The organism is Phytobacter palmae (genome assembly GCF_039409775.1).
In the GTDB taxonomy this organism is placed as follows: Bacteria; Pseudomonadota; Gammaproteobacteria; order Enterobacterales; family Enterobacteriaceae; genus Phytobacter; species Phytobacter palmae.
The window spans coordinates 61,143-83,230 of the sequence record NZ_JBCIVJ010000020.1; the positions used below are offsets into that span (position 1 = coordinate 61,143).

General features: G+C 43.3%; 17 protein-coding genes. 3 read left to right on the plus strand and 14 right to left on the minus strand.

Features of this window, described 5'->3' with window-relative positions; translation table 11 throughout:
- Positions 1 to 5: 5 nt before the first annotated feature.
- From AAIG39_RS20635 to AAIG39_RS20670, 8 genes are all read right to left on the minus strand, one after another.
- Positions 6 to 260: a helix-turn-helix domain-containing protein gene (locus AAIG39_RS20635; RefSeq protein ID WP_343194615.1), complete on the minus strand. Its 255-nt coding sequence runs from the start codon at positions 258 to 260 to the stop codon at positions 6 to 8.
- Positions 261 to 506: 246 nt separating this feature from the next.
- Positions 507 to 1,166 (minus strand): helix-turn-helix domain-containing protein, encoded by a 660-nt coding sequence (locus AAIG39_RS20640; protein ID WP_343194616.1) that lies wholly within the window; start codon positions 1,164 to 1,166, stop codon positions 507 to 509.
- Positions 1,167 to 1,328: 162 nt separating this feature from the next.
- Positions 1,329 to 2,321: a fimbrial protein gene (locus AAIG39_RS20645; protein WP_343194617.1), complete on the minus strand. Its 993-nt coding sequence runs from the start codon at positions 2,319 to 2,321 to the stop codon at positions 1,329 to 1,331.
- 61 nt (positions 2,322 to 2,382) lie between these two features.
- Entirely contained in the window at positions 2,383 to 3,123 is a 741-nt protein-coding gene (locus AAIG39_RS20650; RefSeq protein WP_343194618.1) for a fimbrial biogenesis chaperone, read from the minus strand.
- Between the two features lie 230 nt (positions 3,124 to 3,353).
- Entirely contained in the window at positions 3,354 to 5,987 is a 2,634-nt protein-coding gene (locus AAIG39_RS20655; protein ID WP_343194619.1) for a fimbria/pilus outer membrane usher protein, read from the minus strand.
- A 52-nt stretch (positions 5,988 to 6,039) separates the two neighbouring features.
- Positions 6,040 to 6,765, minus strand: a complete 726-nt coding sequence (locus AAIG39_RS20660; protein WP_343194620.1) for a fimbrial biogenesis chaperone — start codon at positions 6,763 to 6,765, stop codon at positions 6,040 to 6,042.
- A gap of 48 nt (positions 6,766 to 6,813) precedes the next feature.
- A complete protein-coding gene (locus AAIG39_RS20665) occupies positions 6,814 to 7,404 on the minus strand; it encodes a fimbrial protein (protein ID WP_343194621.1) in 591 nt (196 codons plus the stop codon).
- A 401-nt stretch (positions 7,405 to 7,805) separates the two neighbouring features.
- Positions 7,806 to 8,204: a winged helix-turn-helix domain-containing protein gene (locus AAIG39_RS20670; protein ID WP_343194622.1), complete on the minus strand. Its 399-nt coding sequence runs from the start codon at positions 8,202 to 8,204 to the stop codon at positions 7,806 to 7,808.
- Positions 8,205 to 8,813: 609 nt separating this feature from the next.
- Between AAIG39_RS20670 and AAIG39_RS20675 the strand changes: the two genes are divergently transcribed.
- Both AAIG39_RS20675 and AAIG39_RS20680 read left to right on the plus strand, forming a co-directional pair.
- Complete coding sequence (locus tag AAIG39_RS20675) at positions 8,814 to 9,650, plus strand: winged helix-turn-helix domain-containing protein (RefSeq protein ID WP_343194623.1); 837 nt, start codon at positions 8,814 to 8,816, stop codon at positions 9,648 to 9,650.
- Positions 9,647 to 10,111, plus strand: coding sequence for a hypothetical protein (locus AAIG39_RS20680; RefSeq protein WP_343194624.1), 465 nt, complete (start codon positions 9,647 to 9,649; stop codon positions 10,109 to 10,111). The genes AAIG39_RS20675 and AAIG39_RS20680 overlap by 4 nt, the downstream gene beginning before the upstream one ends.
- Before the next feature lie 339 nt (positions 10,112 to 10,450).
- Here the strand turns inward: AAIG39_RS20680 and AAIG39_RS20685 are convergent, their stop codons facing one another.
- Positions 10,451 to 11,398 carry an omptin family outer membrane protease gene (locus AAIG39_RS20685; RefSeq protein ID WP_343194625.1) on the minus strand — a complete coding sequence of 316 codons (948 nt, stop codon included), beginning with the start codon at positions 11,396 to 11,398 and terminating at the stop codon, positions 10,451 to 10,453.
- Positions 11,399 to 12,862: 1,464 nt separating this feature from the next.
- Between AAIG39_RS20685 and AAIG39_RS20690 the strand changes: the two genes are divergently transcribed.
- Positions 12,863 to 13,480, plus strand: coding sequence for a Fic/DOC family protein (locus tag AAIG39_RS20690; protein WP_343194626.1), 618 nt, complete (start codon positions 12,863 to 12,865; stop codon positions 13,478 to 13,480).
- Here AAIG39_RS20690 and AAIG39_RS20695 read toward each other — a convergent pair.
- From AAIG39_RS20695 to AAIG39_RS20715, 5 genes are all read right to left on the minus strand, one after another.
- The gene (locus AAIG39_RS20695; RefSeq protein ID WP_195313492.1) at positions 13,477 to 13,647 is read right to left on the minus strand and encodes a hypothetical protein; all 171 of its coding nucleotides are present in this window, start codon (positions 13,645 to 13,647) and stop codon (positions 13,477 to 13,479) included. The two genes, AAIG39_RS20690 and AAIG39_RS20695, sit on opposite strands and share 4 nt — an antisense overlap.
- A 225-nt stretch (positions 13,648 to 13,872) precedes the next feature.
- Positions 13,873 to 15,153: a restriction endonuclease subunit S gene (locus tag AAIG39_RS20700; RefSeq protein WP_343194627.1), complete on the minus strand. Its 1,281-nt coding sequence runs from the start codon at positions 15,151 to 15,153 to the stop codon at positions 13,873 to 13,875.
- Entirely contained in the window at positions 15,146 to 16,780 is a 1,635-nt protein-coding gene (locus tag AAIG39_RS20705; RefSeq protein ID WP_343194628.1) for an HsdM family class I SAM-dependent methyltransferase, read from the minus strand. Before AAIG39_RS20705 ends, AAIG39_RS20700 begins: the two co-directional genes overlap by 8 nt.
- Positions 16,774 to 19,872, minus strand: coding sequence for a type I restriction endonuclease subunit R (locus AAIG39_RS20710; RefSeq protein ID WP_343194629.1), 3,099 nt, complete (start codon positions 19,870 to 19,872; stop codon positions 16,774 to 16,776). The genes AAIG39_RS20705 and AAIG39_RS20710 overlap by 7 nt, the downstream gene beginning before the upstream one ends.
- A 492-nt stretch (positions 19,873 to 20,364) precedes the next feature.
- Positions 20,365 to 21,864 carry a hypothetical protein gene (locus AAIG39_RS20715; protein ID WP_343194630.1) on the minus strand — a complete coding sequence of 500 codons (1,500 nt, stop codon included), beginning with the start codon at positions 21,862 to 21,864 and terminating at the stop codon, positions 20,365 to 20,367.
- Positions 21,865 to 22,088: the final 224 nt, after the last annotated feature.

Genomic DNA, 22,088 nt, shown 5'->3' on the forward strand with positions numbered 1-22,088 from the left:
GCAGGTTAAGTATTATCACCATCGTTATCCGGGGAACTGGGGCGGGCAAAGCGTATGTGGTAGTCGCGTGGCGTCAGCCCCGTCTTTCGCTTAAACAACTGTCGAAACGTGCCTGCGTCGGTGTAACCGACACGCAGACTCACCTCATCAAAGTTGACTGGTTTCGATTCAAGGATCTGCTTTGCCACTTCAACCCGAAGGCACTGGAGATATTCGGCAAGCTCTTTGCGTTGTATAACGTGCGTAAGCGTTGCCTTCATACCTTGTTGAGCTCTGGCGACAAGCGTATCAGTGTATCCATGTTCGTCCACAAGCCAGCATAAGACATAGCGCCAGAAGAGGTAACAACCAATTACGGCTGACAGTCAAAGCCATCTCTTCCGACTGAATTATCAAAAAAAAGCTATAGCATCAGAGTAATAAATTAATTTGCATGAATATATCATCTGACATAAACCAGATGGAATTCACTTCATCAATCAATTTTCCAATATTATCTTCACATGTCAGTATAGAAGGTTGGGTTTATTATTATGTTCAATTAATTCCCTGAATAGATTAGGTTTAACATTCTTATTCTTTAAAGAATTAAGGAAAGCAATTAATTCGCAATCATTTATTAGATTGAACTTCTTCATTACAGAGTGTTTATGAACATAAATAGTCTTACAATCCAGGTTCAAATCATTTGCAATTTGCGCAACACTAATGCCTTGCAGCATTTTAGACATTATCATGGTTTCTTTGCGCGTCATTGATGCTGGCTTACATGTATAACATGAATAGCATAAAGGATCTTTTCCGGAAAGAAACCTTATTTTCCATTGCCGGGTAACTACTCTTTCAATGGTTTCTAAATCAGATTTTCGCTCGATAAAAACAACATCAGGGAAACATCCAGATGACACTGTCGATACTCTGGATAAATCATCGACTATACCAATGACAATGCTTTTTTTCCTGAACATAAGTTCTGGAGTACATATCATGGTTTCACCGTTGCAAAATTCTAAAAAAATAATATCAGCAGCGCTGACACTTATGGCATTAAGTTTATGAGAAAAAACAACCGCCTTATTGAATTTATTGGCAAATATTACGGAGATGAATTTCTCAAAACTGCTTCTATATAGAACGTCACTGACTGCAATAATTGCAGAAATCATAAATAAACCACCTGTTCAATATGGCATTATTACTTTATGGAATTTTAATAATTAGAGTTGCGAATAGAAAATGCTAATTCCTTTTTACGCAAATAAGTAAAATTGACAAACCTCATACATAACCTGAATGATGTTTGTCATTTGGATTATTATCTTTTTAAATCACTCATATATCATAGTAAAAACGAGAGCTGAATCAGCAGTACCGCCCGTAATATCACTGGCAGTTTTTATATACCGAGCTTTCATGGGAATAACATAACCACCAGCCGCTGGAGAAGTTCGGTACAAGACTTTTGTATTGAATGGTACATTACTGCCATCGCCATACAAAACCTGAATTCCTACACCAGAAGCAGTTGATTGATTATTTAATGTTAGATATTGATCATTCCCTGTTCCAACCAGACTAACGCCCGTAGCAGGCGAGAATATATAAGAAATAGAATTCAGTCCTGGCTTGCAATCATTGATTTTAAAATCAAATGGAGATGCAGCAGTAGTTGAACCAACAGACGTAAACTCTCTTGGGTAATGCGTTCCCATTTTTACCGTAACGTCAGGAGTTTCACAGGATGGCGCATTGACAACGATGTTTCCCTTAAGATTAAGAGTATTATAATTTGCTCCACCAGTCTCACTTATTTGAGTGTTTACCCAGGACTGAATACTTGGAAATGACGTAATAACACCCGGTGATACAGGGCCTGTAACATAGAACTGAATCTGAATACCAGTCAACCAGGCACCACCGGTGTATGTCGTACTGTTAGACGGGCTGTACCAGTATGTAAGATTGTTTCCAACTACAATTGGGGACAGAAATGTATCCCATATCTTTATTCCAATTCCTGGCACCCCGGTTTCATATACATCAGGAGAATAACTGGAAGGAGTCAAATTTGAGCCAAACTTAAGCGAAAACTTTGTAATTCCGCCATTACAGGATACGGTGACTGATTGACCAATTGTTGGAGTAATAACATCTCCGATAGGCCCTGGGGCTTTATCCCTCGGTATGGTTAATGTTGTAACGGGAATATTATAGTTATAAGTATATGTAGGGCCACTGGTGCAATTCGCCCATGATTGCTGTGCAAAAGTTATGGTAAAAATTACAATTATGTAATTTATTAAAATTCCCAAAAATTTCATTTTATTTTCTCCTACGACTTTCGGGTTCCAACAGGTATACAGGATTTGCACCATAATTCACTTAATTACCGATAACACTTTGCGCCTCATCTTTGAATCCTCCAAAATCGTCTATATAAGTGAAATGGACCTTTCCATTAGAATTTCCCGGTGTGCCGTGCAGCGCAAAAATCCTTTCACCTCTGGCCGGGCAAATGCCATTATCGGTTTCAATATTCTTGCTTTTGTCCACACTAAATAACACATGACTGAACGAGACGTTATATGCCGATGAGTTCTTACATTCCAGACCATAACCTGCATCGTTATGAATAACCCGCCAACGCAGTCCGGATACCGATTCTTCCGGAGTACCGGTAAGACCTACAGGGCGAAAAAATATTTTCATCCTCGTCCGGACTGAAACATGCATATAATTATCTGTACCATTATCAGCGACGGGAGGTTTAGGCTTAACTTCGAGAATATTAAGCCAGAAAACAGACTCCCGATCTTTGGGTAATTCAGTACCTGTGTAAAAGATTCGCAAAGTCTGTCCTTTTCCTGCATCAACCCGAAAGATAGGCGGTGAGACAACAAAAGGACCCGAAGCCTTTTCCGGTGAGACTGTGTAATCACCACTGTCGATCCAGGTCTGAAGCAGACGCGGGGCAGTGGATTTATTTACAAGACTAACAGTCACTTCCTTTTCAGATGCAGGGTAGATAATGCGTGTACGATCGAGCTGAATTCCGGCATAACAATAACTGTTCATGCAGGAAAATAATATCAATACAAATGAAATTACAGTCTTAATTCTCATTATTGCATCTCACCAGGAGTATAAGCCATTGATTAATCTGACTTCAAATGGTAAATCAATACCTTGTGAATTCTCACGTTTAATATGCATGAGAATTAAAGCTGGCACCTGAATAGAGAAGACATCGCTGTCCAGGTTAACACTCGATGAATAACTCATCGAGTGTTAGATTTCATATCCCCTGCGAAGCAGGAAAAATATTTATGCAAGTAGCCAGAGAATACATCATTTCAATTATTTCGCGCAACTGCTGTCGCGTTTTTCCCGGTTCCTTCAATAGTGCGACTCAAGCAAGGTGAATTAAATTGCTGAGGCAGCCAGGTATTATCACCCTCGCCACGCCCCGGAACCGTTTGATAACTAACATAGCAACGTGAATTCAAATCATCGCCCCATTTAACTTGCAGCGTTCCCTTCTCTTCACTCACTCGCGCATAAATCATTCCGCCCTGCGAAACTGCACCAATGTAGTTATTCTTTTCATCAAAAACATCTGCCCCAAATGGAATCACTCCGCCACCAAAGCTTGAAGTAATTAAAATCGGTATGCCTTTCCGGGTTTTAAATTTCACTTTAACCACTGCACCTGCCCGAGGTGCAACATCTAAAGATGTATTTTCAAATTCTACATTCAAAGGCGAACCCGCTGGGTCAATTGCAATTTTGTTCATCTTATATGGCGTCAGCGATGGAAATAGAGCATAACCATTTTGATCAACCACCGCACCGGCATAACCGGCTACTGTTGCCCCTGAGGCTCCCTTTGCCTCAATTAATGCGTATGTATCACTGTTGAAGGGAGTCAATGTGATACCGCCTTTATGAGCAATCAGAGTACCATTCATTCCTAATGAAGTGCTGTGATAATCCCGCCCGGTGCTATAACTACCATTCACGGACGCAGCCCTACCCTGCCAGGAGGCACCAAAACTGCCTGAACTGCCAGAAGAGTTATCATGAGAAGCGGAAATGTTATAGTTATATTTGTTATTTTCACCAAACCCTCCGGATATTAAAGCCTGCTCGCCTTTTCCTCCATTGTCATCCTGGTTGTAACGAAGGCTCAAGTAAGGTGAGCGAGTTTCACGGCTTTCCCATAAAGGTAATGTAAAATTAAGAAACCAGTTAGTCTGGTTTTCACCATAATCTGTTCTGGTGCGACTGATATTTAAACTATAACTAATCCGCTTATAATTATTGCTGTAACCTACCTGATACTGCTTGTCATAATTTTCTTCATCATTCCAGTATTTCTCCAGACTGGCGCTGGCATAAAAATTTCCCCAACCTGATGGCAGACCCTGGTTAATATTAACGGTAAAGCGGTTTTTTGAACGCTTAATACGATCTGGATCTGCATTATTGGTGAGTGCGTCCTGTGTCTGCATAGCGGTCAAAAAATCCATGTATCCCGAACTTGAATAGCGGTAAGCAGCAAGAGTAATATTGCTGTCTGTTTCACTAATCAATTTACTATAACTCAGGCGATAACTCTGACCGGTTATTTTTTCCTCATCTTGAGCCTTAAGGCTGGCGTCAGAATGTGTTACGTCAACGCTAAATGCCCCCAGATTCGTACCCATCGCCAGTCCGATGTTCACAGCCTTATAGTTTTCACTGACCTGAGCCCCTGTAAAACCAGTAAAAATGTTACTAAGGCCCCTGGTCCAGGTTCCTTCAGCAAAAACAGGCTCATCACTAACGCCTGTATTACGCAGTTTCCCCGCAGTCATACTGAATTGCTGCATCCCTGGACGCAACAGCTGTGCTACTGAGGAATAGGGAACAGTATAACTTGTTACTGACCCATCAGCCTCCTGGACGGTGACCTGAAGATCTCCGCCGTAGCCCATGGGATATAAATCGTTAATAAGAAAGGCGCCGGGCGAGACTGTTGTTTCATATATAATCATGTTTTGCTGGCGGACAGTAACCTTCGCATTTGTTTTTGCTACCCCCCGGATTTCCGGAGCATAACCCCGCTGAGATTCCGGTAACATGCGATCATCAGTTTTAATCTGCACACCACTGAAGGACAATGAATTAAATTGCTGACCTGAAGTATTGTATTGCCCGGCAATAAGTTGACCGCGCAATGCAGTTATATCCCGCTGAACATAGCTATTAAGAGTGCTGTACTCTCCGTGTCCTTTCTCCTGCCAGTTATATGATCCATTATGCCGAATATACCACTCACCAATATTTAGCCCCGCATTTAAGGAGGAGAATAATGAGCGTGATGAATTACCATGGCTATACTGGGAGTCATAGCCATTAATATAATAACCAAGAGTTAGTGCAGGAATGCCACTATCCCATAATGCAGGGTTAACAGTACCTTGCGCAACACGGTTTATGTATAGCTGCGGTATTTCTATATGTAATTCTTGCTTATTACTGTCGAAGTCGACATTTGCATCGGGGATCAGTACCTTAATATCCGTACATTCCCCTGGTGTGGCAAGAGCATCCCTGACCCTGGCAGGCAACTGTTCAGTTTTAAAATTTATCAATGATATTACATGTGAGGTCAGGCATGGAAATACCTGGTGTTCCTCACCTTCTCGGAATTCTATTTCTTCATTAGACAGAAGATCATTGTTCAAAAAAATATTAACGTTATATTTACCAGGTGAAGCATTTGCACCATAGCTGAAACGGCTAAGATCAACCTTGCTATGAGCGCCCAACATTAGCAAGTCTTTATCAAATTCAACTATGTTTCTGGCGTACGATTTTGGCATAGCATTATCAGGTTCTGTAGCAAAACCATAATCTGTATATAAAATCGCAAATAAAATTAAAGCCACACGAGAAATAATTAATTCCACTTGTGCATGAGTGTTGTTTAAATTTTTATTCATGAGACTTAACCAATGATATCCTGATCTATCACCACTATATATTTCTCCTAAATTATAATTTAGAAGAAAATTCCCTTATACCACCATAGTCATCAATTACTGTATAACGTATTTGAGAAACTTGTTCAGTATTACTCACAGCAAATTTAGCCGTAGCACCAGGCGATATCATCGTACCGCTTTGCTCATGTTTTTTTCCATTTATCTGCCATGACAGGTCAACAAGAGAAATATAGAATTTTGAATTATTCGTTGCGATCACTTCATTTTTTATTTTATGCCATCGCAACTCTGCCGCGGCCTTTACAGGTGAACCCGTCAATGCAGCCGGACGATAGAAAAATTTTATCTTTGTTCTGAATGCAATGTTAAGTTTGCTTTGTTCTTCATCTCCCGCTGATGTTTTTTTACTGGAGGGAATCTCAAGTACATTTAACCATAAAACTGACTCTCTATCTTGAGGTAAAGCGGGCAATCCCGTATATCGGATACGAAGTGTCTGCCCTTTTCCCGGATCAACCCGATTTATTGGCGGCGTAACGATAAATGGAATAGCCTCGTTTTCTTTTGCAGATGAATTTTTTCCATAATCTAACCAGTTCTGAATGAGCACTGGTGTTTTATTATTATTTGTCAGTGAAACTGTTACTTCCTTTTTATCTCCCTGGTAAATTACACGTGTTCCGTTGATAACCACACTGCCATAAGCGACCATACTTAACGGGGCAATTGCCAGGACTCCTAAAATAGGCAGCGAGAGTTTAAATGAAGTAAACATAATGCATATTCCTGTCAGTAGGGGGGATTATCCATCCCCCCTGGTTTATTATTGATACTGCAGATCGTAAACCACAACGCCACGCACCGGACCTGCTGATGCGGCGCCACCAATAGCAACATACTCGACTGAATAAGGCATCCGCGCGTTTCCGGTACCATCTACAGTTACATAACCAGCACCTGTAACTTGCGTTGTATCGCCTGCCTTAATAACGTTCCCATTAGTGCCATCGATTAAACGTAGTTTGACGTTCTGAGCGGCTGTTGGGTATTCGGTTGTTCCTGGATCGACTGCAAGGTTATTAAGATAGCCTGTTACTGAATCCACGTTGTTGGCATCTGCCCCACCAGAATTATTGCCGTTGAAGAATGCAGCAACTTTTGTTTTTCCATTGCCTAAAACACAGTTAGAAGCATTTAAAGCAAAGGAAGTCCGGCCGGCTGTAGCATTGGCTGCAGGCAACAGGTTCTTCGAGACTGTTGGAAGAGTTACAGTTGTGGTGCTGGCTCCTTCCAGAACTACATCACAGGTAGAGTCGCTGATCTCGCCAAGAAATTCGATTGTATTTCCGGCATGTGCCATATTTGACACAGACAGAACTGCGGTAGCTGATGCTGCGATAATTAGTTTTTTCATTTAATGTCCTTGTTTAACAGATTGGTCTTTTGATTATTCAGCTGAGAACTCATCCTTCTTGAACTCACGCTAAATGAATACTTTTAATGAATTACACAGTGTTACCTTTCCTATGAAGTAGCTCGCGTGCTTACGGCAAATAAGCCTCGTTTTTTCAATTCAGAGTTTATCATTGCGTATAACGCATATATTTTTATTACCACTGCTGATTTTAAATACTGTCTTTTCAAAACATCCAATAGTTACATTAATAGCTGACGTTAATGCAGCATTAGCAAAATGATCATTAATTGTTACTTTTATTACTTATGCTGAATGCGCCTTCATTATCAGCCTGATATTTATCAAAAACACTCTATCTGACATGGAATAATTTAATATAAATAAAATCTGACACGCAGTCAGGCTCGTGCTTTCTTTGTTTTTTTATCACAGTACAAAACTGTAATAAGGTCTTTTCTGACAAAAAAACCTTTGGAGTCCACTCTCATAATCAAATCCTCAGGTGCATTTGTCATTCGAAGTTTATTTTTTAAAGCACTCATTACCTGCCACAAGCGCTGGTTAGATGAGCTCAGACCGTATCTATCCCAAACCTCAAGAAGAATTGTTGCATCATAAATGATACCTTCGCCTGCATTTTCTAAAATAAAAACTAACAACCTGAACATCGTGTCCCTGAGAAAAACAACATTGGTGCGCTGTGTCATGTGTTTTTGTGAAACATTAATCAGAGATTTCTTTTCCAGTTCAAAGTAAATATCAGGGAAAATATGATATCCGAAAATTTCCTTGTTCATACTTCATCTCTTTACACATTTTTAAATGAAGCTTACGTCCTGGTTAACCACATAAAATGTAATGCCTATATTTTCCTTACTTATGACAACATAGCAAATATATAAGGCCAAAAAATTAGCTAAACATTTTATGCTAAAACCATAGATAGATTTAGCACGGTAGACTGTACATTAACACATTACTAACATTTTACTCTTTATGTCAGCCACATTTACTGCCATTTTTATGTAAAATCACCTAAAAAATACACTCAGAATAAAACAACATTTTTGCGTACTAACAATACTTCCGCGGTTCGACTGTATCTCAAGTACGATCCAGACTTTAACGCAAAAAAAATGCCCGACAACATTTTTCGTTTTAATAATTATATGAATCAGTTGCTTATGTGATGTTTGAGACTTCCCTTACGTCAATCCTGCCTCAAGACACCTCAATGCAAGGATAAAACCCTTAACTTTCAGCGAATTAGTCTTCTTAATTTCTTTTTTTTACTCTATAATTTTCTTATCTATTTCAGACTTTTCAGGTTTACAGTTTCGTTAATAATCTTATTAAGAATTTTTAAGTTATTGATATTGTTATATTTTCATCAATGAGGTAATTTCATGACAAGACGCTATTTGATTGGCTCATTAATTGAATTCAAGCCCTCAGAACAGCTGGTTTTTTTGAGCGAACAGCCGTCAATGAAAGTCTCCCTCAATGTTCCAGCGAGCAGGTGCCTGGAATTACTGATTGAACGGCATCCTGAAACTGTTCCTCAAAAAGAATTCTATCCTTATGTCTGGAAGGAGATGGGTTCCACGGTTCCCGTAAATACCCTGTATCAGAACATCGCTTTACTTCGCAAAGCATTTCGCACGCTTGACGCCTCCGGGAAGGAGTACATCACCACGGTTTCAAAGCAGGGGTTTTCGTTATCAGCTTTTATCTCTGTTACTGAGCTATCAGATGAGACAACCTTGCCCCAACAGATAAACATTCCAGAAAGTGATACGTTGCAGAATCCAGACGTTGAACATACTGAGCATCATGACCACACAGATTATCAACAACAACGTATAGATAAAGATTTCATCAAAATATCGAAAAAAACGTATATTTTGATGTTTAAATTATTTCCACTTTGCATCCTGCTTGTCTTTCTTATTTTCTATATAAAAGAAAAAATATTAAGTTCTGGCTTTGATCAAGATTATTACTTTCCTTATGAATCCTCATACGAAAGATGTCATATATTCTCAAACACAAATGAGACGGATGCTAATATTTATAAGAATCTACTCAGTGATGGGCTTATTAATTGCTCCGAAAACCCCTTCTTATATGTTACCAGATTTATTGTTGGTAAACATATAACTATCATATCCTGTAAAAACCCTCTGAACAGTAACAAAGCCGCATCCTGCCAGACGCTTTCAGTATTTGGAGATAGGGAATGAAAATTGTTAAAATTCTTTCGATTGTATTAAGTATAATTTTTATCGTTACCTTTTTATTCCTTCCTAAAAAAAATACCCGTTTAGAGTGCTCAGGTATATCGATTATTAAAGATGATGATTACACCATGAAGTCAAGAGCCTCATTGCTTTTTTCTAATGGCAAAGGTGAGATTTTGATTGATGGTATCATAGAAGACAAAAATGGAAATTCCAAAAACATAATGAGAATGTCCTTGTTGGATGTCTCTCCACAGGGGCAGGATCTGATATTAAAGAATTACTCGTTAACTAAGCTTTCAGCCGACACGGACACAGAAAATCTATCTGAGCGATTTATAACACCTTATTTTTATACTGGTGGGGCATATGTTTTACTTCGCATTATCCCGGTATCCAACGAAGAGTTTCTCATTTCATATAATGACTATATTCATTTCTTCTGTGGCAAACCTGTGAAATGATATAGCCTTAACGGTCATATGATCAAACAACGGTATGATTTATTCTTCTTTTCGCCACTTCTTTCACGAAGAAGTCTTCGTCACGGTTTCGAGCCGTGGTTCCCCCCCTTTACAAAAACTTTCTTACCGTACCTGTGAGAGGTCTGCGTTTGAAAGCTCCTCTGTTCTCATATGTCTTTTCATGCGCCCAATAACCTGCGGCGCTCCCACAAAAAGACAGGAAAAACGCTTCGCCCGGTACCCCTTGCCGTCCATATCGGTTCGGCTAAACCGAAAAAAACCTTGAGGCGCTAAAAGCGTCTCAAGGTTTTTTTGCAAGTTTGGGCATTCATTACCCGTTCAAAATCTGTATTGCAAACCTGCGGTTAGACTATAATTTTTATTTTCCAGACCAGCAGCATCGCCACTTTCATGAATTGATTTCCCACTTTCATGATCAATCATCTGCGTCCCCCCTTTACCCTGGGAGTATTTGTTCCAGGTAAACTCGGTGAATACTTTGGCGTTAGCGGTGACGTAATAGCCGACATTTACAGAGGCAGAATAAAAATTGGAACCGCTGTTTTTTTCACGGAAGGTCAAACCACGCATGTAATGTTCATCATTGTCTTTGGCTTTAACCCAGCTGCTGAATTTCAGTAAAGCGTTAAATTCTACATCACGATACCGATAGCCGCCGGTCAGTCCTACGTATGGCATGCTGAATTTCTGCTGATAGCCAATACCGCGTTCATCGCGAGGAAAGTCGCCGACATTATTGCCATTGTCATATTGGTAATGGCCGCCAAAAGCTGTCCAGCTGAACCGGGTTTGCTGGTAACCGACTACTGCGCCCACTCTGTAATCCTGTTGTTTTACCAGCCAGGCTTTGGCATTAACGTCAAATTCATTCGCATAGTTAAGACGGGTGTTTGGACTGTTAGACCAGTGAGTCCAGTGCGACTGGCTGGCATTCAGCCAATCGTAATCATCCATTCCGGCTCCACTTGTGGCTAATGTAGTCCAGCCCCGAGCATTCAATGTTAGCCAGGAAAGCGGCTCCCAGGCTATATCACCATTAATGATAGCCGCATTGTTAATTTTCCAGTTTAACTCGCTGATCTTTCTTCCGGTATCTGGGTCATACACATATTCTTTGGATTCGCCGCCAAGCCAACCCAGTGAGGTGCTTATCGTTATGCTATCGGTGTCAAAACTCATAGCATGAGGATCTTTGATATTCTCTGCCCGGGCAGTAATAGTTTCCGTAAAAGCAAAAAGGACTAAACCTATCATGTATTTTTTCATTATTAACCATTCCATTGACAATGATGAGGAGTTTTATCAGGCCAGGAAGACCTGAAAGCGATTAAGCTGGCTTTGTCACACTGAAGCATTTTACTTGCCTGCAAACCATCAAACAGATAATCCAGAGTTCAGTAACCTGTCGCGAAATCACTGATTCATTCAGTATGTGAATAGTATTTTTTACCGGCACCGGTCTTAATGACCCGTTTCGGGTGCAACTGCAATGATGTACGGCGTTTCTGGACTGGCAAATGAATGGCGTACAGAGTCAGACGATTTACTGGTGTACCGGAGAACAGCCACTCTGGCTGAGAGTGGTATATTTTTGATCTGCTTTTTAGCGACCTGTAAAGGCCCCTTATAGCAGAGCGAATATGTCAGTCCTTCACTCATCCTGAACGCTCTATCTGTTAATGTCGTAACCGGCTGAAAGAATATCAGGATTTTTTCATTACCGATGTCTTTACTCCTTATCAATTATCATTTTCGGAAAAAGAAAATAACTCTTTTCGATATATTATTGTGATTTATCTGTGATGTTCATATCTGTAACAGGTTAAAATAAGCGTAATTAAAAAGACTTATCTTAATATACTGCAGCAGGCCGTAAGAAGACTAATATAGGTTGTACAAAAAATAAAATTAAATAAAACCAGACAATTGTTAATCCAACAAGTATCAATAACTTAATGAGGTACCTCAACAGAAAACAGAACCATTAATAATATAAAAGCCCGCTAACGGCTAATTCACAGTATAAAGACACTTCTTTCATTATATGAGACAGATATTTAATGTATAATAAGGCCTTATCTACCGCATCGGTATACAGTGTTCTGCCACTTCATCCTGCCTTTCTTTTTCCGCATCCCCGAAATAATTTTACTCCCCTGGTTTATCGTTCTTCGGTACGCTCAGTCAGGGGGTGAGAAGTCTGCAGAACCTGAGCGAACCAGCCAGGCAGGGGTCTCGTGTAACGGTAGAAAAAAGGCTTAACCTGGCCGGATTGCATAAGATGTGTAAGACAACTTTTTCGCCGCTATTCACTTTATCCTTGTCACCAGGCTTCACTCTTTCTCTCGTTTTAAAGAACAGCTTTACTCCCTCTGGTTTTCCTCCCTCACAGACTCCGTTATCATGCAACCTGCGTATTTATGAAATGCACCGTCATTCATGAAAATCAATGAGACGTGAAACTCAATGAGAACAACAAATATCACTAACTCATTAAAATTTAAGAAAATGGACATCATAAACTGATGAGTACACTAGAGAATTTCGACGCCCACACGCCAATGATGCATTGGTGTGTTAACACTGATTAATAATGATTATTTTACACAATAATATAAAAACCACATTTTAACCTACACTTTAGTAACTATCTGATTATAAGAGTATTGTTAAGATAATTGCTGAACGTTATACTTTCTTCTCCATCTCTCACCATTCCCAAGTGTACTCATGAGCCGATATCACATTTCAGGCAGCGAAGGTAAATATGAGAAAGACTCTGGCGAACAAGTGTTGGCTAATAAGCTGGGGATCGCTACTTCTGATGAGATGGATCAGGCTGAACTTGTCCTGTTAGAACAACTCTACCAGTCCGTTTTTGAAGAACAGTTCCCGGAAGGACAGCTCAGCGTAGCCATGCTGAAAAACTGGCACCGCCGCTGGTTAGGTAACATCTACGAGTGGGCTGGACAAGAAAGAGCGGTCAATATCAGTAAGGGCGGCTTTATGTTTGCCCCCTCAGCGCAGTTGCCAAAACTGCTGAACGAATTCGACAGCAAGTATCTGGCTCAATACACGCCATGTAGCGGCATGGACGAAGAGCAACTCATCACCGCTATCGCCATCACCCATGTCGAGCTGATACTTATCCATCCATTTAGAGAGGGAAACGGACGCCTGTCGCGACTGCTAGCCGACGTGATGGCCGTTCAGGGAGGATACAAACCGCTGGATTATCAAAGCTGGGAGCAAAACAAAACCCAGTATATCTCGGCTATTCATGCAGGCATGTCAATGGACTACGAGCCGATGAAACACTGGGTCAGTGAAGCACTAAGAAGGGATTAAACAGCAAGACGTAAATGGGAGAATTTTTTGCGCGTAGCTTCAAGGGAAGCTTCGATCTTCGCAGAGGACTGCCCTGTTTCAACAGCCGTAGATGTCGCTACTGAGCGAACAATGTCAGCACGAGACGGCTTAGCGTAGCTTGCCTGAGTTTTTTTGTTGTTACTCATCGTTACTCCTGAAAGCAGAATTTGGGCCGACAGTCATCGAACAAACATTATACCAAAATTTCCAGACGAATTCACTCTAGCCTCTCAAGGACTCACTCAATGCCTTGTTAAAGAGCATCAGCGAACCACCCAGGACACTTTAGGAAAAAAGATGCAAAACAATTTTGTTGCGGCAAGCGAGGCGCAATCCAGATCCGTACTGCGCCTCGGAAAATACGCCGGGCATTATTTGACCGTGACCTGCCCGTTCATAAGCAGAGGGAGGAGCCAGTCGCGGAGTGCTATGAGTTGCTGATTTTCCAGTTCAAGTTTATCCTGACGGGAAAATATTTCAGCAACCTTTTTTGTAAAATGATCAGCAACAGAAAATGCCGGTAGCATAACTTCAACACCCTTCAAAACTGAGCCAGAAACTTCTTTAAACGTCGAGCCCGAGGCATTTTTGACAATAACTGGCAAGTTATTTTTAACCGCATAGTACACATATTCCGTTGAGTAATTTTTTGACGGAATAAAGGATTTGAAACCCTGATTTGTAGTCAATTCATTTCGGGCAATCGCCATATAGCCAATTGGTGCTCGAGAACTTAATAACACCGTTCCGGCAGGGTAAGTCTTTAGTGATGCATTTTTAATCCCTTCAACAGAAACGTCCTGAGCACCACGAGATATAAATTTATTGCTCTGATTGTCAGACAGATCGTTTGGCGTGATCCACGGAGTACCACTAGTTGTGAAATTCTCTGGTCTACTGGTAGTGGGAGTACTGCCACCTACAATCTGGCCTAAATCATCTAATGTTCCAGACTCCCACCCTGCCGGAATTTCCCGTTTCAGCGTAGCGTTATACACCATCTTACCGCCGGAGGTTTTATACGGTTTTCCGTTGGCATCAGGGAAATCAAACTGTACAAACCAGTAGTCATACAGCGTTTTCGCCATCGCTTCCAGTTCAGCGTTGATGCGGTTGTTGAGTTCTAATTTGTCATCTATGGCCTTAAGGACTGATGAAATTTTCTCCTGAATAGCCTTTTTAGGGCCTGAAAAAGGAATCCTCGCCAAAATTCCGGTATTGAGGTTGGGCATCGTCGCCCCAATAGCTTGACTAATAATCCATGACTGAATTTTTGGTGTACTCAGATAATAAGTTAGGTAGTCAGAATCAAGAAGATTACCAGGTCTTAATAACAAGCAGCCTGTGCCACAAAAATACCCAACCTCATTTTTTCGGATCAGCGCTTTGAGTGTGACATTACCTCTCCTGCTATAAACAATGTCACCTTCTTTGACGAGATATTTTGACAATCGTTGAGCATCTTCATCTGAAATAAAAGAAATATTGGAAAGTTCTACTCTATTGTCCTTCATATTCGCAGGCATAATGCAGGGAATACCTTGCGCAACATAATCCTCTGCATGGAGTTGGCTCCCAAAAGGACCTGTATGTATGATTCCACCACCCGCTTTAACCAAATCGCCGAGCGTTGAATTGATCTGATTACTCATATTTTAGCCTCGCCATCTGCTTCTTAATCTCCGCTTCCAGCTCGCGTGACTGGCTAAACAAACTCTCAAGATTGTCGGTAAACCCTTTAATCTTTGCGGCAAACTGTTCCGGCGTCATATCGGTGTATTCAATTTTCACATCAAAATACTGCCCGGCGCTGAACGAGTAATTTTTTGCGGCGATCTCGTCATAGCTGACCACAACTGAGAAATCCTCTTCGCTCCACTTATTGTTAAATGCTTCGCAAATCCGTTTTTCTTCGCACTCCGTCAGCACCGTTTTCTGGTTTTTGCCGTCTTTGACTTTCTCACCTAGGTTAGAAGCGTCGATCAGCACTACTTTTTCTTTGTTGCTGGCGTCAATAAACAGGATCGAGACGTTAGTCCCGGTAGTGGCAAAGATATTCGACGGCATGGAAACCACGCCCGCCAACATCTTGTTTTTCACCAGATGTTCGCGAATGCCTTTATCAATGCCCGACTGCGCGGTGATAAAGCCGGTAGGCACTACAACCGCTGCCTTGCCGCCCGGTTTCAGCGAGAAAATGATGTGTTGCAGGAACAATTGGTAAATCGCCATCTTGTCTTTGGCGGCTTTCGGTACTTTCGGTATCCCGGCAAAGAAGCGTTGCTGATTTTCCTTGCTATCCAGCGCGTCGTGGAAATCGCTGAAATCCATCTTAAACGGCGGGTTGGAGACAATATAGTCAAAATGTTTCAGCGTGCTGCCGTCTTTGTGGAAAGGATGCAGAATGGTGTTGCCCTGGATAACGTTGGGAATCGAATGCACCAGATTGTTGAGGATCAGGTTCAGGCGCAGCAGGCTGGAGGATTTCTGTGAGATGTCCTGGGCAAATATGCTGCAACGATCTTCGCCGATGGCATGCGCCACATTCATCAGCAACGTGCCGGAACCGGCGGACGGATCGTAACAACTTACGTTGCGCACGATGCCTTGTTGCGCTTTCGGCACCAGGATTTCCGCCATGATGCGTGCCACGGCGTGAGGCGTGTAGTATTCAGCGTATTTGCCGCCGGAGTTGCTGTTGTAGTCTTTAATTAGGTATTCAAAGATAGTGGCATAGAAGTCGAATTTCTGCGTGAAGATACGTTCGAAGCTGAAAGCGGCCAGTTTGTTGATGATGGCGCGGCAGAAGTCATCGCGTTTTGATTCGTCGGCGATGTACTGGCTGAGGCGTTCAAACAACACCACTTTCGCGCCGCCGTCGGTTTTGACTGCGAAGACATCGTTGTTAGTGGCGGCGATATCCATCAAGGTGTCGTCAAAGGTGGTGGCGAAATTCGCCTCATTTTGGCGGTTGTATAAATACTGAATAAAGTGATGCGGCTTCAAACGCGCGGTGTCGGCACTCATCTTCAGTTGCAGCTTATCCCGCTGTTCTTCACTCATCTGATTGAGCACAACTTCCCATTTTTCGGCGCTGGCGACGCTTTTATCCACCTTTTTGGCTTCAAAGGCGAATTTGTCGTTCAGGAATTTGTACAGGAATGCCTGAGTGATGATTTTGAATTCGTTACCATCATTGCCCAGACCGTAGTTCGCGCAGATGCTTTTCAGGCTGTCGATCAGGGTTTTGGTTTTGTCTCTAAATTCCAGTTCTACCACGTACGTGCTCCGGTATTAAATTCGTTCAGGTATTCGGCCACAATCAGGCGGTTGATGTCACCAGCCGCTTTAGCACTGAGGGTTATGTGCTGCTGTTGTTCAAAGTGGTCAAGCACACATGACACAATCTGGCGCTCAAAATAACTTTCATTGTTCAGTATCTGGCTGTTGTTCAGCACTTTTTCATCCGCATCCAGCTTGACACCGAGCAGTGCTTCGAAGATTTTACGCTCCGGCTCGCTAAGGCCGCCACGCTCGCGCAGGCGTTTGTGGGTGCGTGCATATTTCACATCGCCCCGGTATTTCTGGCGCAGCAGGTTATTCTGGCGGTTCAGTTCCTTGATGCGGTCATGAATTTTATTGAGTGTGCTGATATTCGCAACCATTTCTTCCTGGGTTACTTCGCTGAGTTTCTTTTTCTTAAACAGGCGCTCCAGTTCGTCTTTCAGGCTGACGAACTGCGGGTCCTGCTGGTCGAAGTTGGCGGCCAGCGCTTCGCGGGTTCGGCGCAGTGTCTCTTTCAGTTCGTCGGCCAATACCAGCTCTTCTTCACCCACTTTATGGAATTCGAAAATTACTTCTTCCAGTGCCCGGTTCAACAGGCCGGAAAGGTCTACGCCCTGCTCCAGATCCTCTCTCAGGTTAAGTAAGTCGAGGCGGTGGCAGGCTTCTCGGTAGAGGATGTTGAGTTTATTGAAGTCCAGTGACTGAAGAAATTCGGTGTTACCCTGGAGTCGGATCAGGTTGTACAAACTACGGGCATCACCCAGCGCGTTTTTCAACGCCAGCGCGGTTTCCCGATCCTGAATCTGGTTTATCTGGTCAGTAAAGATTTCCGCGTTTTCCGTATCGAAGCTGAACAGAACATCTTTGATATGTTCGATTTCTTCGCGGATCTCTTCTGCCGATTTAAACAGACGGGAGTAGTGCTCCATTTCATCGCCCAGTTCGGCCTGTAGCTCTTCGAAATAGGCTTTGTTGGTGGCGTCAAATTCCTGGCGGATATCAGCGAAGTCCACCACATAGCCGTAGCGGAAATGGTTATAAGTACGGTTAACGCGGGTCAGCGCCTGGAGCAAGTTATGTTTTCTGATTACGCGACCAAGATAAAGTTTTTTCAGCCGTTTAGCATCGAAGCCAGTGAGCAACATATTGTAGACGAACAGCAGGTCAATCTCGCCCGCTTTGAATTGCTCCACCCACTCTTTGCGTTCCTGCTTACTGCCAACATCATGCAGGATTAAGGCGGCTCGTTTGATTTTCCGCGTTTCTTTGGTGTGAATCTGGTAAACGGCGGCGGATTCTGCGGCTTGTAATACAGGCACTTCTTCGGTTACTTCATCGGCGACGGTGGGCGATTCGGCGTAGTCAGTGTTGAATAACTCAAACATCTGTTTGGCCTGTTCAGCGCTGTCGCAAATCACCATGCCGCCGATGGTATCATCATTCAGCGCGCCCCGGCTTTTGGCGAAGTCGGTGACGATGTAGTTCAGCATCGGTTTGACGAAGCTGGGATGGGCATAGATGTATTTGCGATCCACATCGCCCATTCTGACTTCCACATCTTTTAGCGCCTGTTGCAGGATCATGCGGTAGTTGGTGGCGATCTCTTCACGAATCAGGCGCAGCGTGTAGCCATCGGCAATGGAGGCATTGTAGTAGTATTTGTGGATGTAGCCGCCAAAGAGGTCGCGGGAGTTGTAGTCCGTTCCCAACAGAGGTGTACCGGTCAGGCCAATTTTGATGGCGTTGGTGTCCGACTGGCTTAAGTTTGCCAGGAAGCTCCCTTTGGGATTGTAGCTGCGGTGGACTTCATCCAGGAAGTACACGCGCTGGATGTTGATGTCGTAGTCTTTGGTGGTGACGACGTCCGGGTCATCGCGGAATTTCTGGATATTGACAACGGTGATTTCCGCTTTGCCGTGGTGGTTATGCAGCGCCTGCGTGGCTTTTATGTCACGGGTGAAAGCTTCGCGTGAGTCGATAAGGTGAACAATTAAGCCACGGGCGGTAAATTCACGCTGCGCCTGCTGGAGCAGATCCAGACGATCGACAATAAAGTAGAACTTGGGGATCACCTGCTGATTCTGGAAGTAATCTGTCAGAAAGCGCACGTTGTAATAAGCCAGCGCGGTTTTTCCGCTGCCCTGGGTGTGCCAGATGATGCCTTTTTTCACGCCAGCGTTGAGTTTGCGCTCGATCGCTTTGGTGGCAAAGAGCTGCGGGTAACGCATGATATGTTTCTGAATGCCGCCGGGTTCAGCGACGTACACCAGTGCATAGCGTAGGATAAATGCCAGCCGATCGCGGCTCAACAGAGCGGTACACAGACGGTTCGTCGGGCGGTTATGGTCTTTGTTGGTCTGAAATTCCGGGTTGGTGCGGATCACTTCCAAGTTGTTGTCTTTCAGAACGGCGATTTCGGTTTCTTCTGGCAGCGGTTTGAGTAAGTTGGTCAGATTGAAGAGTTCTTCTTCGCGGAAGTAGTTGAATACCGGGTTACTGTAAGAACTGCTGGCGTAGAATGCCCCCTGAATCGGCTCCGGGTCGCTGTCGTCATACTCCATGTTGTTCGAGAAGATCATGAACTGGGTGATGTTGGCGAAGCGTTTGAATTTGGGGTTCTTAAAGCGCTCGTTGATGCGGTTACGCTCTGCGATGATGCCTTCCCGGTTGTTAGGCTTTTTCACCTCAATAAAGATTAGCGGCATTCCGTTGATCAGGAGCGTGATGTCCGGGCGGAACTCTTCGTCGCCATTTTCGCAGGTCAGTTCGGTTACGACATGGAAGCTGTTGTTGTTGAAGTTGTCAAAGTCGATCAGTTTGATACCGGAACGGTCGCTGAGTTTTTCGAAGAAGGCGCGGCCCAGGTCGTCGTTATCGAGAAGCAGCCTGAGGTCTTTTAACAGGCGTCCGATGTCGTCGGTCGCGATCCCGGGGTTTATTCGGGCAAGTGCGGTAGTGAAGATGTCAGGAAAGATGTTGGTTTCTTTGTCCCAATCCTGTTCTTTCAAGGACAGGTAGTGGTATCCCAACCGTATCAGGTGGAGGATGACGGGGATTTTTACCCGTGTATCTTCTGTGAATTTCATCGTGTTCCCTGTTTTTGGTTTTTATCAGGTCTCAAGCCATACAGCCCCCACAACCCCGGAACGGCTGGCAGGAATGTCTGTTCAATTTATATCTATGTTACACCTTCTCTGTTAACTGCCCGAGCACATTTGTCGCACTCCACTCGCGACGATAACTCTCGCGCCAAACTCTGATATTTTTCCGGAATCTGATGAAATCAAGAATGGTTGCAAAGTGAACCGCCCCGATTTTCTGGGGAGATTTAAGTCCGGGGGATCAGGCTGCCGGTTCCCTGTTTCCGATAAAAGCGGAATACACTGTTTCTGCTTTAGCGGAGGAATCGTTGGGTATTACCGCGCCTGAGTCCGCATGAATATAACGGTGGTTTACCACCAAACGAATCGGAAAATCGATACAGGAAAAAATCTAAAGCATTAGTCAGTTTTATCTGATCACCACACAGAAAGAGTCTCGCGGTAAGAAAAAAATCAGGAATTTGGATACCAGTGGGGTTAAGATGCCCTATTTTTCAACACAATACGTAGATACGGGTGTTTCCAGCCATCTTCGGATAATTTGCTCATACTGACAAAACCATCGTGTTCCAGTGCGCACACTCCGTTGTTGCTGGCAACATAATCATAGACAGCACTGCTTTCCAGCCCCTGTAACATGTGGGCAAGCAATTTCCGGTGCATCTGCATAGGCTGCCATTTTTTCTCCTTCCGGGCATTCCTCCATGTGCAGTTAAAATTCTGCCCCACTGCATTTCTGACACAAAGCCCGTATCGGTTGGTCTTACCGGATGACAGATAATCATCAATAAGGCGCTTAAGGTCTTTCCTGAGTGGTTTCATTAGCTTTTTCCAGCGTTTTAACACCCTGTCTGCCTCCGCTTCTCCCAGCCGTTTGTTCAGCCGCTTTTTGCTCACACTTTTAGATGACAGACTGACAAAAGCTGCGCTGAAAATAGTCGAAAAACGGAAGCATTTAACGTCATCTTCACTAACATCTAATTCTTTCATGATATAGCTGGTTTCAAGGCGTTTCAGGTTTTTGGGTGACACGCCGATGCGGTTAAGCTCCTGCCGCAGAAGCTCCAGTTGACAGCTTTTTATATCATAGTTATATCCCCATGCCAGACACGCCCATTTCATGCCTTTTGGCAGATACTGAAATCCCTTACCCACCTCGAACGAACGCCCACCCAGACGGGCGGTTTTGTAGGACTGACGATAGGCCACAATCAATGGACTCGTACTGATGCTTTTCACCCCCACATCGCAAAGGTGGCTGATAAAATTGTGGTAGTACATCATATTCACAGAAGTGGGATGTACATTGCAGTAATCCCTCAGTGCATCAAGATTGATATGCAGGTAATCAAGCTGCCCGTAGACCTGCGTGACCCGCTCCCTGAATGCCGTGTCCGGGATTTTACGCTTCGACACCTGATGGCAAACCACGGGCTTCTTGATGGAGGCCTGCGCAATCATCTCCTCCAGTGTCAGCGGCCTCTGGCGTTTCCCGTAAAGGTCAGTCAGATAGCTGTAGCGATCCTTCCGTCGCAGATATGCCTTGCGGTCTCCCGGGAACAACGCTTTCAACAACTGCTTTGATAGCGCAAATTCACGGCATTTATGTTTGCTGGGATCATGACGGATGATTTTGATAAGCCCCGCAGCTTCCAGCTTTTCCAGTGCCCTCCCAAAGGGAAGCTCGCGTGACTGCTTAAATACCGCAGGAGCCTCTTTCTCGCCCAGAGAATATGGGAACGGAACAGAACAGCTCCATTCATCGTCACCTTCAAAAATAGCTTTTTTACGCGTATTCTTACTGGCGGTTGCACTGCATATAAGATGCTGTATAAAGATAGCTATAGATATGTAATAAGTAGGTTTGCATCTCCTGTCACAATTATTATCAAATGGAATACTGAAAATAGCTTTTCTGAAAATCCTGAGCGTCTTTTCTGTTACGAGAACATTATTCTTTGTGCAATAGGCTTTCATTTTATTGTGCTCCGCCAGTTATTTAAACGCTGTTTTACAACCAGCGTTTTTGCACAATGAATTACGACCGCGCATAAGAATCATATTTGCTAGCCCCACTTTTTTATGGGCTAAATTAAAAACACAGAATCAGCAAAAATGCGCCTTATGGCAGGAAAGATATCCGCCGAGGAATGCCCGGAGTGAATTCGTGGGATCGGCTAATACTTGTATCCCCATACTAT

Excerpts from the sequence above, each read along its gene's own strand:
- AAIG39_RS20635 (WP_343194615.1), bottom strand. The coding sequence starts at position 260 with ATGAAGGCAACGCTTACGCACGTTATACAACGCAAAGAGCTTGCCGAA.
- AAIG39_RS20640 (WP_343194616.1), bottom strand. The coding sequence starts at position 1,166 with ATGATTTCTGCAATTATTGCAGTCAGTGACGTTCTATATAGAAGCAGT.
- AAIG39_RS20645 (WP_343194617.1), bottom strand. The coding sequence starts at position 2,321 with ATGAAATTTTTGGGAATTTTAATAAATTACATAATTGTAATTTTTACC.
- AAIG39_RS20650 (WP_343194618.1), bottom strand. The coding sequence starts at position 3,123 with ATGAGAATTAAGACTGTAATTTCATTTGTATTGATATTATTTTCCTGC.
- AAIG39_RS20655 (WP_343194619.1), bottom strand. The coding sequence starts at position 5,987 with ATGAATAAAAATTTAAACAACACTCATGCACAAGTGGAATTAATTATT.
- AAIG39_RS20660 (WP_343194620.1), bottom strand. The coding sequence starts at position 6,765 with ATGTTTACTTCATTTAAACTCTCGCTGCCTATTTTAGGAGTCCTGGCA.
- AAIG39_RS20665 (WP_343194621.1), bottom strand. The coding sequence starts at position 7,404 with ATGAAAAAACTAATTATCGCAGCATCAGCTACCGCAGTTCTGTCTGTG.
- AAIG39_RS20670 (WP_343194622.1), bottom strand. The coding sequence starts at position 8,204 with ATGAACAAGGAAATTTTCGGATATCATATTTTCCCTGATATTTACTTT.
- AAIG39_RS20675 (WP_343194623.1), top strand. The coding sequence starts at position 8,814 with ATGACAAGACGCTATTTGATTGGCTCATTAATTGAATTCAAGCCCTCA.
- AAIG39_RS20680 (WP_343194624.1), top strand. The coding sequence starts at position 9,647 with ATGAAAATTGTTAAAATTCTTTCGATTGTATTAAGTATAATTTTTATC.
- AAIG39_RS20685 (WP_343194625.1), bottom strand. The coding sequence starts at position 11,398 with ATGAAAAAATACATGATAGGTTTAGTCCTTTTTGCTTTTACGGAAACT.
- AAIG39_RS20690 (WP_343194626.1), top strand. The coding sequence starts at position 12,863 with ATGAGCCGATATCACATTTCAGGCAGCGAAGGTAAATATGAGAAAGAC.
- AAIG39_RS20695 (WP_195313492.1), bottom strand. The coding sequence starts at position 13,647 with ATGAGTAACAACAAAAAAACTCAGGCAAGCTACGCTAAGCCGTCTCGT.
- AAIG39_RS20700 (WP_343194627.1), bottom strand. The coding sequence starts at position 15,153 with ATGAGTAATCAGATCAATTCAACGCTCGGCGATTTGGTTAAAGCGGGT.
- AAIG39_RS20710 (WP_343194629.1), bottom strand. The coding sequence starts at position 19,872 with ATGAAATTCACAGAAGATACACGGGTAAAAATCCCCGTCATCCTCCAC.
- AAIG39_RS20715 (WP_343194630.1), bottom strand. The coding sequence starts at position 21,864 with ATGAAAGCCTATTGCACAAAGAATAATGTTCTCGTAACAGAAAAGACG.